This window comes from Neisseria sp. 23W00296 (genome assembly GCF_044772855.1).
Lineage (GTDB): Bacteria > Pseudomonadota > Gammaproteobacteria > Burkholderiales > Neisseriaceae > Neisseria.
This window is the reverse complement of sequence record NZ_CP173024.1, coordinates 449,466-462,903: the sequence shown is the minus strand read 5'-3', so window position 1 is coordinate 462,903 and position 13,438 is coordinate 449,466. Positions and strand designations below refer to the sequence as shown.

The 13,438-nt window shown below is 58.7% G+C and carries 16 protein-coding genes; 14 read left to right on the top strand and 2 right to left on the bottom strand.

The window, feature by feature from the left end; all coding sequences use genetic code 11:
- The first annotated feature begins 2 nt into the window (after positions 1 to 2).
- Genes ACG2K1_RS02505 through ACG2K1_RS02450 form a run of 12 tightly spaced genes read left to right on the top strand, consistent with a single transcriptional unit; the run spans position 3 to position 9,692 of the window.
- Positions 3 to 1,331 carry a GspE/PulE family protein gene (locus tag ACG2K1_RS02505; protein WP_402838628.1) on the top strand — a complete coding sequence of 443 codons (1,329 nt, stop codon included), beginning with the start codon at positions 3 to 5 and terminating at the stop codon, positions 1,329 to 1,331.
- Positions 1,328 to 1,999, top strand: a complete 672-nt coding sequence (locus tag ACG2K1_RS02500; protein ID WP_395428191.1) for a hypothetical protein — start codon at positions 1,328 to 1,330, stop codon at positions 1,997 to 1,999. The genes ACG2K1_RS02505 and ACG2K1_RS02500 overlap by 4 nt, the downstream gene beginning before the upstream one ends.
- Complete coding sequence (locus ACG2K1_RS02495) at positions 1,974 to 2,459, top strand: hypothetical protein (RefSeq protein ID WP_395428193.1); 486 nt, start codon at positions 1,974 to 1,976, stop codon at positions 2,457 to 2,459. The genes ACG2K1_RS02500 and ACG2K1_RS02495 overlap by 26 nt, the downstream gene beginning before the upstream one ends.
- Positions 2,452 to 2,865, top strand: a complete 414-nt coding sequence (locus ACG2K1_RS02490) for an OmpA family protein (protein WP_395428194.1) — start codon at positions 2,452 to 2,454, stop codon at positions 2,863 to 2,865. Before ACG2K1_RS02495 ends, ACG2K1_RS02490 begins: the two co-directional genes overlap by 8 nt.
- Positions 2,862 to 3,176 (top strand): type IV conjugative transfer system protein TraL, encoded by a 315-nt coding sequence (locus ACG2K1_RS02485; protein WP_395428196.1) that lies wholly within the window; start codon positions 2,862 to 2,864, stop codon positions 3,174 to 3,176. The genes ACG2K1_RS02490 and ACG2K1_RS02485 overlap by 4 nt, the downstream gene beginning before the upstream one ends.
- Complete coding sequence (locus tag ACG2K1_RS02480; protein ID WP_395428198.1) at positions 3,176 to 4,069, top strand: TraE/TraK family type IV conjugative transfer system protein; 894 nt, start codon at positions 3,176 to 3,178, stop codon at positions 4,067 to 4,069. Before ACG2K1_RS02485 ends, ACG2K1_RS02480 begins: the two co-directional genes overlap by 1 nt.
- Before the next feature lie 10 nt (positions 4,070 to 4,079).
- Entirely contained in the window at positions 4,080 to 4,898 is an 819-nt protein-coding gene (locus ACG2K1_RS02475; RefSeq protein WP_395428200.1) for a type-F conjugative transfer system secretin TraK, read from the top strand.
- Between the two features lies 1 nt (position 4,899).
- Positions 4,900 to 6,162, top strand: coding sequence for a TraB/VirB10 family protein (locus ACG2K1_RS02470; RefSeq protein WP_395428201.1), 1,263 nt, complete (start codon positions 4,900 to 4,902; stop codon positions 6,160 to 6,162).
- A complete protein-coding gene (locus tag ACG2K1_RS02465; RefSeq protein WP_395428203.1) occupies positions 6,159 to 6,830 on the top strand; it encodes a TraV family lipoprotein in 672 nt (223 codons plus the stop codon). The genes ACG2K1_RS02470 and ACG2K1_RS02465 overlap by 4 nt, the downstream gene beginning before the upstream one ends.
- A 35-nt stretch (positions 6,831 to 6,865) precedes the next feature.
- Entirely contained in the window at positions 6,866 to 7,177 is a 312-nt protein-coding gene (locus ACG2K1_RS02460) for a TrbC/VirB2 family protein (RefSeq protein ID WP_395428205.1), read from the top strand.
- Between the two features lie 25 nt (positions 7,178 to 7,202).
- A complete protein-coding gene (locus tag ACG2K1_RS02455; protein WP_395428207.1) occupies positions 7,203 to 9,104 on the top strand; it encodes a DNA topoisomerase 3 in 1,902 nt (633 codons plus the stop codon).
- Positions 9,105 to 9,140: 36 nt separating this feature from the next.
- Positions 9,141 to 9,692 carry a YcbK family protein gene (locus tag ACG2K1_RS02450; RefSeq protein ID WP_395428209.1) on the top strand — a complete coding sequence of 184 codons (552 nt, stop codon included), beginning with the start codon at positions 9,141 to 9,143 and terminating at the stop codon, positions 9,690 to 9,692.
- A gap of 7 nt (positions 9,693 to 9,699) precedes the next feature.
- Here the strand turns inward: ACG2K1_RS02450 and ACG2K1_RS02445 are convergent, their stop codons facing one another.
- On the bottom strand, positions 9,700 to 10,110 hold the full coding sequence (locus ACG2K1_RS02445) for a type II toxin-antitoxin system RelE/ParE family toxin (protein WP_395428211.1): 411 nt from the start codon (positions 10,108 to 10,110) through the stop codon (positions 9,700 to 9,702).
- Positions 10,098 to 10,274 (bottom strand): hypothetical protein, encoded by a 177-nt coding sequence (locus ACG2K1_RS02440; protein ID WP_395428213.1) that lies wholly within the window; start codon positions 10,272 to 10,274, stop codon positions 10,098 to 10,100. The genes ACG2K1_RS02445 and ACG2K1_RS02440 overlap by 13 nt, the downstream gene beginning before the upstream one ends.
- A gap of 188 nt (positions 10,275 to 10,462) precedes the next feature.
- Between ACG2K1_RS02440 and ACG2K1_RS02435 the strand changes: the two genes are divergently transcribed.
- Positions 10,463 to 10,885, top strand: a complete 423-nt coding sequence (locus tag ACG2K1_RS02435; protein WP_395428215.1) for a single-stranded DNA-binding protein — start codon at positions 10,463 to 10,465, stop codon at positions 10,883 to 10,885.
- An 11-nt stretch (positions 10,886 to 10,896) separates the two neighbouring features.
- Positions 10,897 to 13,386 (top strand): TraC family protein, encoded by a 2,490-nt coding sequence (locus ACG2K1_RS02430; protein WP_395428216.1) that lies wholly within the window; start codon positions 10,897 to 10,899, stop codon positions 13,384 to 13,386.
- The last annotated feature ends 52 nt before the right edge of the window (positions 13,387 to 13,438 follow it).

The window sequence follows — 13,438 nt, the reverse complement described above, 5'->3', positions numbered from 1 at the left end:
GTATGCCAGCCGGCATTTTTGGGAAAACCATGTACGACACCGCCGATACCGACGAACCCGCCTCCCTCGGCCTGCTGCTGCAGGACGAGGGCAAAGCCTTCGATTTGGGTGTGGCGGCCCGTTTCATATCCACCTCGAACGGCGACAAACCGGTGGTGGATTTTTTGAATTGGGTATTTCCCTATGCCGCATCGGTCAAAGCGTCCGACATCCATTTCCGCGACCAGGAAAACGGCTGTATGGTCAGGCTGCGCGGCCGCGATATGGCCTTGTCCGACCGCTGGCTGTTCAGCCGTGCCGCCTCGCAGGCGGTAGACGAAAAAATCCGCGCCAAATGCCGCATCGGCAGCAGCGACCGCGAGTCGCCGCAGGATGGATCGTTCTGGCTGCTGGATCAGGCCAGCCAAACAATGGTGGACGTGCGGGTCAGTATTCTGCCCAACCGTTACGGCCAAAGCACGGTGTGCCGCATTCTGAATCAGGAAAACGCACATTTCGGACTGGATGCCGTGCATATGCCCGATACCGTGCGTCGCGCCCTGGAAAAAGTGCTGGCCGTAAACGAAGGGCTGATTCTGTGCTGCGGCCCGACCGGATCGGGAAAGTCGCACACGCTCAATGCCTGTCTCAACCACGTCAACCGCCCCGACATCCATGTCTGCACCGCCGAAGATCCGGTCGAATACCCGGTTAAAGGCGCAAACCAGGTCAGCATCCACCCGGTTTACCGGCCGTTTTCCAAAGTCATCCGCAGCTTTATGCGCCACGACCCCGACGTGATTCTGGTCGGCGAGGTGCGCGACGGCGAAACCGCTTCGATGGCGGTCAACGCTGCCAATACCGGCCATCTGGTGCTGACCACCATCCATGCCAACGATGCGCCGCTGTCGCTGTACCGGCTGATGGGGTTGGGTGTGGAGGGCTATATGCTGGCCGATGTGCTGCTGGCTTTTTTCTCGCAGCGCCTGCTCAACCGGCTGTGTCCGCACTGCCGTGAAGCAATCACGCTTTGCGAGACGGAACAACCGCCGTCCCGTTTTTTTCAGGCAGCCTGCTACCGCCGCAATCCGAACGGGTGTGACAACTGCCGCTCGGGCTATACCGGACGGATTCCGGTTATCGAGTTCGCCCTCAATTCGCCGCAGGTGCGCCAAGCCCTGCTGGCACGTGATATGGCGGCAGTACGCGAAGCCCTGTATGCGCAACCGCAGTACCGCACGCTGACCGAGGCCGCACTGGAATTGTCGGCCCAGGGTTTGGTCGATTTTGACGATGCCTGCGCCATCGGCAGCATGGCGGTGGATGCCCTGTCTTCGAAGGAGAATGCATGAACCGCCGCCGTTTTCTGACAGGAATGGCCGCACTGGCCGCAGGCGTATCCGCACGTGCAGACAACCCTTTCGGACTACCGGAGAACACCGGCGGTGCTCTCGGACAATCCACCCAACCGGATATCGTCAAACCCTATCTGGCGGTCGGCCCCTATGCCGACGACCAAGCCCGCGTGTTCATGTTTATGAGCTACGAGTGTCCCTACTGCGAACAGACGTGGTACGGCATGGGTGAATGGGGGCGCACGCTGCCCGAACCGTTCCGCTTTGTGTATGTGCCGATCTATACCGGCAACAGACGGCTCGATGCAGCCGCCACCGGTTTTTACATCGTGCGCAGCCTGGCACCGGAACGGATTACCGAATACCAGCGGCTGGCTTTTGAAGCGGCCAAAACGGCACGCAGCAGTGCCGGTTTCGCTGCCGTGCTGCACCGCATGGGATTTTCCCACAGCCAAATTGCCGCAGCCGCAGCCGACAGGCGGACACAGCAGCGGATGGCGCGGGCGATGCTGCTGGTGCGCCGCTACCGGGTTACCGCTACCCCGTTTTTCGCCGTCGGCGGCCGCTACACCACCCATGCCGGTTTTACCGGCGGCGACTACCGCGTGCTGGTACAACTGATGAACGGACTGGTATCCGATGTCTTACAGAGCACGCGCCGCTAGGTGTCTGGTCGTACTGCCTGCGCTGTGGGCATTGTGGCTGTGGACGGCACCGCTGCCGCCCCTGTGTCCGCTGCCTTCGGACGAAACCCTGCGCTACGACAGCGCGGAGATCCGCCATCCGGCAGCGGCCGCCCGCGCTTTCGCCCTCGGCGCAAAACGGCAAACACAATGCTTCGGCAGCCTGAAATCTGCCGCACAAAGTGGCTGGACGGTATATGCGGCACAGATGCTGCGCCCCCATGCCTACCGCGCGTTCGATTCGTGGCGCAAGACCTATGCGGTTTTACTGCTGCTGTTTTCAGGCTGCCTTATCCGGCGGCTGATGCCAAGGAGCAAGAAAGGAAAATATGGCCAAAACGATTCTGACAGCGGCGCTTTCAGGCTGCCTGATGGCAGCATGCGCGACCAAACCACCGCCCGAGACGCCGGTGGCACGGCGCACCGAGATTGTGGTGCTTAAACGCACCGGATACAGCGATGCCGCCCTACTTGGCGAAGAAGAAGGCAGCTATTTCTGGCTGCCGCAGACGGTCAGTCAGACAGGTATTTCCCTGTCGTTTCAGACGGCAGCCGGAGAGCACAAAGTACTGCACACCGTGTATTTCCGCACCGATTCGGCCGCATTGTCCGCACATGAAAAACAGGCGCTGCGGCGTGCCGCCCCGATACTGCGGCAGCAGGGGGTTACCCTTTCAGGCTATGCCGACCCGCGTGCGTCTGTAGCGTACAACAACCGCCTGGCCGCACGCCGTGCCGAGAGCGTGGCGCGTTATTTGGACGGATTAGGCGTAAAGGTCAACCGCCGCTGCATTTTCGGCGAAACCCGTCTGCCCGACAGCGATTTATGCGAATGGAGAACGCAATGAGCGACAACAACCGCGCCGTGGTCTTTCCCGAATACGTCGATACCCTGCCCCAGTTTCTGTTTTTGGAATCGGACGACATTTCGGTGTTTATCGTCGGCATGATGGTCGGGGTGGTGCTGAACTACGCATTACGCACGGCCTTTGGCATGCTGGCAGGTATCGCGCTGGGGATATGGATGTCCTACCAGTACGTCAAATTCAAGCGCAACACCCTGCCGGGCACCATGATGCACATGCTGTACGCGCTAACCGGTTTGTTTGCGCTGAGCGAACGTTTTTCCAACGGGCTCATCAAAAGGGTGGACAACTGATGCAGTGGCCGACATTCAAAACCACGTTCCGCAAGGCACTGGAAAACAACACGATACTCGGCATGATTGCCATCGGCCTACTGATTCTGAACATCGTGCAGGGGGTCAGCCTGGCGCGGATGCGCGAACGGGTGGTACTCAAACCGCCCAGCGAGCTGCCCGAGCAGGCGGTTATCGGCTGGGACAGCGCTTCGCAGAATTATCTCAACTCGTTTGCCGCCTACATTGTCGGCACTATGTCTTCGGCCACGCCAGGAACAGTGGACTTTATCGACCGCAATATGGAACCGCTGTTCGATCCGAAAGTGTGGCAGCTGGTCAAGCCGCAACTCTTGGCCATCAAAAGCAACCCGAACTATATCGGCGTCAATCCGGTAAGCAATTTCACACCGGAAGGCGGCATTATTTTCGAGGCCAAAAGCCGAAAAATCTTCATTTCCGGCAAGCTGGTTTCATCCGCATACAGCAAGGGCGGCATGACCCAGTTAGGGCAGGTGGCGGTTACCTACGAGTTGCAGATGGAAGTGGTCGGCGGCCTGCCGCGTGTTACTTCCTGGTACGTCTACCCGGGCGAACCGCATACCTTTGCCTGGGCCGACCGCTACCCCGACAAGGCGGAAAAAGAAGCAGCCGACCGCAAAGCACAGATTCAGGTAGTACCGCAAGTGCCGGAAAGCGAAATTACTTTCCCACAGGCGCCGTCGGTAACACCGGCAGCATCTGCACCGGCCACACCGCAGGGGCAGCCTGAAAATCCGCAAACGCCTTTCGGGACAAGTCCTTTTGCCGGACAGGCAGCGCCTGCCGCATCCGCACCTTCTCCCGCCGTGCTGCCGCCTCCTGCTTCCGGCGTGCAGCCCACCGCCCCCGACGACAACCCCGATGTTTTGTAGGAGCCGTTTTATGAACCAACGTTTACCCCGTCTCGGCATTGCGTGCCTCCTGCTGTGTGCGGCGGCTGCCCATGCGGACGAAGCCATACGTGCTTCGGACTATGCCCGCCGCCGCGCCGTGCAGGTAACCGCCCCTGTCGGCAGCATGTCTTCCGCTGCGGCCGGCAGCATTCAGGAAGGACGGATACACGGCGTGCACGCCATTGTCTCTTCCTACGGCGAAAACCACCGCGTGCCGGTGTCGCGCCGCCATCCGAACATCATTAATACGCCTTTTGCCCGCGCCCATGCCGTCGGATTGAAAACCCATTACGACCTCGGCTCTAACGGCTCGGCGATTCTGGTTACCCCGAAAACCGACAAACCGTTTTTCGTGTCGATTACCGATGCCGACAATCCGACCGGCATGCCCATTTCACTGACGCTGGTTCCCAGCACCAAGCTGGATTCGCAAACCATTACCGTGTCGCTCGGCGGCAGGCAGGGCGCGGGAGCGGCGGCACCGTCGGGCGGTTTTCCGCAGCAGCTGGCCGCCGTTATCCGCGACATCGTGATGCTGAAAACACCCGCCGGTTACAGCGTGCGTCCGCTGCGCCGCAGTTTTTCGATGGCTTCGGGCATGAGCGTGTCGCCTGTCGAGCGTTACAGCGGCAACGAGTTCGATATTTTCCGCTACCGCCTGAAAAACACCACCAACCGCACCCAGACGCTGGCCGAAGAAATGTTCGGTGCAGACGCACGGGTGGTGGCGGTGGCGTTCTACCCGAAAATCCAAGTACACCCGGGCGAAAGCACCGATGTGCTGATTATGGTCGGCAGGGGGCGTTAGCATGGGACTGAAAGAAACCTGGCGTAATGCCGGCGGCAAACAGAAGCGCAATATGGTCTTGGGCGGCGTGGCGGCGTTTCTGACGCTGGCCACCATTGCCGCGATGATTACCGACAGCGTGCGCGGCACGCGCTCCGGCCGCCGCAAGACCGAAGTCGAGCAGGTGGTCACGCCCAACCAGCGCAATCTGACTCAGGAAGGACTGGCGGCGGAAATCTATGCACTGCGCAACCAAATCCAGCAGATGCAGCAGCAACAGGCGCAAAGGCAGTCTGAAAACGGCGGCGGCCTGACCGAAGAGCAGGTGCGGCAGATCATTGCCGAAAGCCGCAACACCGGTTTGGAAAACCAGGCTGCTTCCGGCATCGGCAACGGCTTTGTTCCACCCGGCACGCTGCCCGGCGATACCGGCGGCGCACCGCTTGCGCCGGGTGTTGACGGTAGTGCGCAAAACACGCCTGCGGCAGCGGAAGGGGAAGACGACAACCCTTACCAAAACCATACCAGCAACAGCGGCAAAAGCGGCAGTAAGGACAAGGGCGGCAGCCAATCCGCTTCAGGCGGGGAAAGCGGCGGGGCAAACGACACCCGCAGCTATCTACCCGCCGGTTCGCAGCTCTCGGTTATCGCCGTCTCCGGCATCAATGCCCCCACTGGCGATGGCAACGGCGAAGCCGGAAGTTCGGGCGAAAACGCCATGCCCATCCTGTTGCGTGTGAAAGGCTTGGGACGGATGGCCAACGGCTTCAAAAGCGATTTGTCCGACTGCGTGATTATCGCCAATGCCTACGGCCAGCTGGCTGACGAGCGCGCCTATGTACGCACCAAATCGATTACCTGCATCCGCTCCGACGGTAAGGCGGTCGAAGCAACGCTAAAAGGCACGCTGATCGGCGAAGACGGCAAACCCGGCTGGCACGGGCGGCTGGTTTCCCGCGACGGCAAAGCCATCGCCCAGATGGTCAAAATCGGCATGATCAATACCGCCGGACAAGCTACTGTGGCAGTAGCGGGCAGCGGTCGTATCGGCCGCCGCGACGGTGGCGGCAACAGCATCAATATCGGTACCGGCAGTACCGCCCCCGGACAGGCGGCCGCTACGGTGGCGGCCAACGGGCTGAATGATATTTTTGGCCGTGTGGCGTCGATTTACGAAAAATACGCGCAGCAGTCTTTTCCGGTAATCGAAATCCAGCCGCTGCGTACCGGTGACATTCTGATTCAGTCCGGTATCTCATTGGAATATGCAAAGGACAAACGATGATTAAAGAGACCGTTTCAAGCGTATTGGTTGCCCTGCTGCTGGCCGGTTGCGCCGCTTCGATGAATACCGGTTCGGGGCAGCTGGGGTGTGGCAAAACCAAGCAGGGTGCCTGCATGGGTATGGCACAGGCGTGGGACGCATCAGACGACTACCAGCCGGGTGAATATCCGGCGCGGGGTAACTCGGACGGAGGCAGAATTACCCCCTTTTTGCCCGAGCCGGTTCCCAATGCCGCCGCCATATACGAACCCAAACCGCTACTGATGCCTGCACAGGTATTACGGGTGTGGGTCAATGCCTATGAAGACAGCAGTGGCAGCCTGGTCTATCCGACCCGCGTTTTCTCCGAAGTGACACCGCGCCGCTGGAACGTCGGCTATTCGGCGATGCAGGCGATCGAATCGTCGCGCACCGTTACCCCGCTGGTGGCTCCTGCTGTCAGCAAAGCCGATCAAGATGATGCCGGCGGACAAAGTGCGGCGGTTTCCGAAGGTAGTGCCGTTGCAGATACCGGAGAAAGCGACAGCGTCGAAACCGCGCCGCAGGCACAGCCGGACAATACGCAAAAACCGTCTGAAAACACCAATCCGCAGGACTCGGGCAGCAGCCCGGCACAAAGGCAGCCTGAAAGCCTGCCTGCTGGCGAACTGACTGCGCCTCTGCAGTAAACCGCTTTCCCATACTCCGTTACGAGGAATACATTGTGAAAACACTTCAAACTCTTCGATCCCGACTGTCCCGCTTAAATACACGCTATCTGCTGCTGCCGCTGTTCGGCCTGCTTTCCGCCCCCGCCTTTGCCGGATCGGACACCACCTTCCAAAGCATGGTGGACTGGATACAGGACAAGCTGACCGGCTCGATGGGGATGCTGCTTGCCCTAGTCGCACTGGTGATTGCCATCATAAGTGCGTCGATGGGCAAGTTCACAGCCTTTATGGCGGTACTGGTTGTTGTCGCTGCCGCCACGCTGGGCACCGCCATCATCATCGGCATGTTTACCGCCACAATCTGAAGCAGGATATTGTTCAGGCTGCCTGATGAAACTCTTTCTCTGCGAAAAACCCTCGCAAGCCAAAGACATCGGCAAGGTGCTGGGCGTGCTTGGCGGACGGAACGACGGTTATTTCCGCAAGGGCAATACCGCCGTTACCTGGGCCTTCGGCCATATCCTGAGCCAGATGCCGCCTGCCGCATACGGGGAGCAATATGCCGATTTCGGCAATATTGCCGTACTGCCAGTGATTCCCGAAACCTGGCGGATGGAAGTGTCCAAAGGTGCGGCCAAGCAGTTTAAGGTCATCCAAAAACTACTGGCCGAGGCGGACGAGGTGGTCATCGCCACCGATGCCGACCGCGAGGGCGAAGTCATCGCACGGGAGATACTGGACTACTGCGGCTACCGCAAAAAGGTTTCCCGCTTCTGGACCAGCGGACTGGATGCGACTTCGGTCAAAAAAGCCCTGGCCAACATACTGCCCGGCAGCAAAACCGAAGGACTGTATCTGGCCGGACTGGCACGCGGCCGCGCCGACTGGCTGGTCGGCATGAACCTGTCCCGTGCCTACACCGCCGCCTATGCCGAAGGCTACGGCAAGGAGCACACACTGTCGGTCGGCCGCATCCAAACGCCGACGCTGGCACTGGTGGTGCGGCGCGACGAAACCATCGACAACTTCAAGCCCTATGCCTATTACACGCTCTCTGCGGTTTTTCAGGCTGCCTCCGGCAGCTTTACCGCCCTATGGCAGATACCGGAGCACCTGAAAAATCCAGACGGCCTGTGTACCGATAAAGCTGCCGCCGAGATGCTGGCGGCGCAACTGGACGGCAGCAGCGGCACCGTCCGCACCGCCGCCACCGAGCGCAAACACACACCCGCACCGCTGCCGTACAGTTTGTCGGCCTTGCAGAAAGAAGCGGGCAACCGCTTCGGCATGAGTCCCGACGACGTGCTGAAAACCGCCCAATCGCTCTACGAGAAACACAAAATCACTTCCTACCCGCGCACACCGTGCCGCTATCTGCCCAAATCGCAGCAGGCCGAAGTACCGCAGGTGTTTGCCGCGTTGTTGGCACTCGATCCGTCGCTGGACGGCGTGCTGCAGGGAGCCGATACGCAACGGCCGTCGCGGGTGTGGAATGACACGCAGGTCAACAAACACTCGCACCACGCCATCATACCGACCACCGTCGCCAATGCCGATTTGTCGGCACTTTCCAAAGCCGAACGCGATCTCTACCTGATGATACGCAGCCGCTATATCGCCCAGTTTTATCCCGACTGCGAATACGATTCCACCGTTATCGAAGTCGAATGCTGCAGTCAGCTGTTCCGTACCGTCGGCCGCCGCCCCGCCAAACCCGGCTGGAAAGCCCTGCTGGGCGATGCGGACGAAGAAACCGAAGGCAGCCTGAAAGACGGAGACGAAGAACAGGACAGCGGCCAAACCCTGCCGCCGGTCAAAGCCGGAGATGCCGTGCAAGGCAGCCGCAGTAAGGCACAGCAAAAGCAGACTGCCCCGCCGCCGCGCTTTACCGAATCGAGCCTGCTGGACGAAATGCAGACCCTGTCGGATTTTTTGAAAACCGTAGACGACGAGCAAGTCAAAAAAGTGCTGCGGCGCACCGAAGGACTGGGCACCGAAGCCACCCGTGCCGGAATTATCAAACGGCTGTTTGAGATGGGTTATCTGGAAAAGAAAAAGCGCAAAGTCTATGCCACCGAAAAAGGCCGTCGGCTAATTGCCCGCATTCCCAAAACCATCGCCGATCCGGTTACCACCGCCAAATGGGAGATGGCTCTGAGCGCCATTGAAACAGGCAAAATCAGCCTGGAAGAATTTACCGCCTACCAGGAAGGCATGATCCGCAAACTGGTGGCCGAAGCGCAGGCCGATGCCCGAAACAGGCAGCCTGAAAGAAAACATAAGGCCGTCTGAAAAGATTTCAGACGGCCTGTTATCGGACAACACACGATGAACCGCAGACAGTTTTTATCCGCCGCCGCCGTATCGGCTGCCGGCATCCTGTTTCCCGACGAAGCGTTTGCGCTGGCCGACAACAGCGGTTTCTGGCGGCGCGACCGTCTGTTGGAAATGCGCCGGGCCGACACGGGCGAGCGGCGCAGCATCCGCTTCTATGCCGCCGACAGGGGTTATCTGAAAGACGGCTATCTGGCCGCCCGCTGGTTTCTGCGCGACGCCAAAGACGGCAACGCGGTTACCAATATTGATGCGGGACTGCTCAACCTGTTGTACGGCCTGCAGGAATGGGCAAGAATTGCCGGGAAGCGCGATCCGCTGATTACCGTTAACAGCGCCTACCGCACCGCACGGCGTAACGCAACGATTGAAGGCGCGGCGCGCAACTCGATGCACATTCACGGCCGGGCCGTCGATTTGACTATGCGCGGTATCGGCCTGCGGCAGCTGGCAGACATGGCGGCGCATTTCAAAGCGGGCGGCATCGGCATCTATGACAGTTTTATCCATCTGGATACCGGCAGGGTCAGGAACTGGCGGGGGTAGCCTGCGTTTAAAAATCTTCCCTTTTTTGCGGATCGGGTTGTTCGCGGTTTTTTAAAAAGTCATCGGGAACATCCGTATCGTCAAACCATTCGTCCCATTCGCCGCCATTGTGGTAATCAAGCTCTGCCTGACTTTTCATTTTCAGCACCTCGACACACCCACGTTCGGTATCGGCATAATAGAGAACAACATAGCCGCTTTTGCCGAAAGTAATCAACCATTCTCTCAGGTCTGTTTCATCAACAGGTCTGCCGGACAGGGGCATGGCAGTGAGACTGTTCAGACTGTTCCGGATTGTCACAAGCGCACGTCTGCCTACATCAGGCAGGTTTTGATTCGCATAAAAACGGTAAAAGCGCAGAAGATCGTTCTGCGCCTGTCTGGAAATCTCAATATCAAACGGTTTTACAGGTGGCATGGCTCGGGTTGCGCCTCAGGGTTGGTTTCCAATGCCTCAATCCACGCCGAAAAATCCCGCATGGTCATGTACAGACGGGTTTCGTCCAAATCGCGTTTCGCTTCCAAAGCCTCACGGATCATCTGCGCGTCTGTCATCAGATAAGGTTTCGGTACGGCATTCATCACTCTCTCCTTGCAGCAGGTGCTGCACTTTCACATACCGGAACATTGTAACGGTATTTTGCTTCGACATAAACCCTTGTCTTGACAAGGACACAAACGCAGGCTAGTATTGCCACACCCCCATTCTTACAAGCTGGAAATTTTTCCGGTTTTCTTATCCGGTTGTCTCCCGAAACGGAGACGGCTTTATGTCTATCTTCTCAACTATCCGGGGCAACCTGGGACAAAATTTCTCTCTCAGAACCATCAACCGTGACGGCGAGCCGAGCACGGTATTGAACTTTTCCGTCGCTTCCACACGCTACAAACGTCAAAAAACCGCCGACGGCGGCAGCCGTTACGAACCGGCCGGCCCTGCCGAATGGGTCGAATGCGAATACTGGAACCGTCAGGCACCGCATCTGGAAAAAGTACTGTCTAAAGGTATGCCGGTGGTGGTGGATGGCGAAGAGCTGATCGAATTCTACGAAAAAGACGGCCAAAAAATCAAAGTACGCAAGCTGCGCGTCGAGAACATCTATCTGAATCTGGCATCTGAACGCATCGACAACATCGTGCTCAAACCGCCGCGCACCGCCGAGAATGCGGATGACGACGGGATCCCGTTCTGACCGGCGGCGTTATGGGTATTTTTGAGCGAAACACCGCCCGCGATTTGGGCTGGGAATACATCAGCCTGAGTACCGGCAATGATGAAGATGGCATTTTCTACTGCGAAAAAGACAATGCCATCGGCTCGGTGTATATGTTTGCGCCGCTGGCCGGTTGGGACGACAAAACCCCGGGTGCGGCAGCCACGCTGCTGAACGAAGCCTACCCCGGCGGGACAATGATGCAGTTCGTACAGTTTGCTTCTCCCTATCTCGATCCGGTACTGGGCAGCTACCTTACGCCGCGAGACGGGATCTCCGGCGATTCGGCAGTGCAGACGGCGCAACACGGTGTCGCGCGGCGGGCAGAATTTCTCGCTCTGGGTGCGCGGCACAAGCTGACCGCATCATCCAATACCCGCCTGCTCGACAGCTACTGCCTGTGGACGGTCAAAGTACCGCTGAAAGTGCAAAATCCGTTTACCGGCAGCGAAAAGGAAATGTCGGCGTTCCGGCGCGAATGTGATGCCTTTGTCAAATTGCGTGACACTGCCGTCTCGCAACTGGAAGTGATGGGTATTCAGGCCAGATCCTTGTCCACGTCCGAACTGATGGGAGTGTTGCGCCGGTATTTTGCGGTATACGAACCGTGGGATTTAGGCGTGGAAGAAACCCGTCCGCTGAACGAGCAGCTTTTCCCTGCCGGTTCGCGGATGAACTGGGACAACCGCCGCCACGACCTGATCCATTTCTCCGGATTTTCCAATTCGGGGGAGCGGCAGTATGTAGGGATGCTGGTGACCGACCGCTATCCCGGCCAGGAGCAGCCTTTCCATTTCGGCCGCATGGTCGAACTCTTGGGTAACCCGCCCGGCAACGGGCCGCAGATTCCCATGCCTTATGCGCTGTGCACCACCATCCACTTCCCCGACCAGGGTGTCAAGGCAGCCAAAGTGCGTGCTTCGCAGGCGCAGGTGGAAAAATCGTCCAATGCGCTGATGCTCAAATGGTCGCCGCGCCTGCGTAAAAAACGCGAAGGCTTCGAGCAGCTGGCACAGCTGGCAGTAGAGGGAGGCAACTTCGTTGAAGCCACCACTACGCTGTGCCTGTTCAACCGTTCGGCAGCAGAAATCCGCAGCGCCCAGGCTTCAATTGCCTCGTATTACAAACGTTTCGGCTTTGTGATGCGGCCGGAAAAATACATCCCCGAGGTTTCCTTCTTCAACCAGCTTCCGCTCAATGCTTCTGCAGAAAGCATCCGCAACACCCACCGTTTCAAAACGATGGGCGGCAAACATGCCGCACACCTGCTGCCGGTAACCGGCGAATGGCAGGGTTTCGGCAGCGAAATGCTGCTGACCACCCGTTTGGGGCGGCCTTTTCATTACGCGCTGATGGACCGCCGCAACCTCAACTACAACTGGATTTGGACCGGCGCGTCCGGCACGGGTAAGTCGTTTGCCGTACAGCGTCTGACCCAGGACGAACTGTCGCTGGGCACCAAAATCTGGACCATCGACACCGGCGCATCCTACCTGGCCGCCGCACAGGTATCCGGGGCGCAGATTCTCGACTTCCATTTCGACTCCCAAGTCTGTCTCAATCCGTTTACCCGCATTGACAACATCGATGAAGAAATCGAGCTCATCATTCCGATTATCGGCAAGATGGCGCGACCGAACGAGGGGCTGAACGATACCCAGCGCGCGCTGGTAGAGGAAGCGGTCAAATCCGTCTATTCCGACAAAGGTAACCAGGCCGAAATCACCGACATCATCCGTTTTTTCAACAACCAGACCGGTTCGATGATGCGCGAGCAGCACGAACTGGCGGTACTGCTTTCGCCCTTCGGTTCCACCGGCTCGATGGGCCGCTGGTTCAGGGGCGAAAACAATTTCCGCACTGAGGCAGATTGGACGGTGCTGGAACTTTCCGGTCTGACCGGCAACAAGCACCTGTGCGACGTGGTGCTGATGACCATCTCCACCACCATCGCCCAAGAGATGTTCGTTACCGCCGGCGGCCGCCGCAAGATGCTGGTTATCGAAGAAGGAGGAGACCGGATTACCGATGCTTCGTTTGCCGACTTTACCGCCAAACTGGCTTCGAAAGTCCGCAAGGAGACCGGCTCGGTCGGCGTGGTGGTGCAGACGTTCGCCCAGGTATACAGCACGCCGCACGGCTCGGCGATTATGGCCTCCTGCCACACCAAGTTCCATATGCAGCAGACACCGGAAGCCATTGAAGAGGGCATTGAGAAGGGCTGGATCAAAACCGATGCCTATACCGAAAAACTGATGCGCGAAGTACAGACCGCCAAAGGGCAGTACAGCGAAATCCTAATCCGCAGCGGCGGCAGTGCAGGCATTGCCCGCCTGGTGGAGACACCGTTCAACCGCGTGCTGTTCGGCACCGAGGGCGAATTTTTCAAAGATTTGCAGCGGCGTGTGCGTGCCGGCGAGCAGATCACCCATCTGGTCGAAGCCGAAGCCCTGCGGCTGTACGGCGACGGCACGCTGTAAGGCAGCCTGAAAACACAGAGGCCGCCTGAAAAACCAACCAGACAAGGAATCC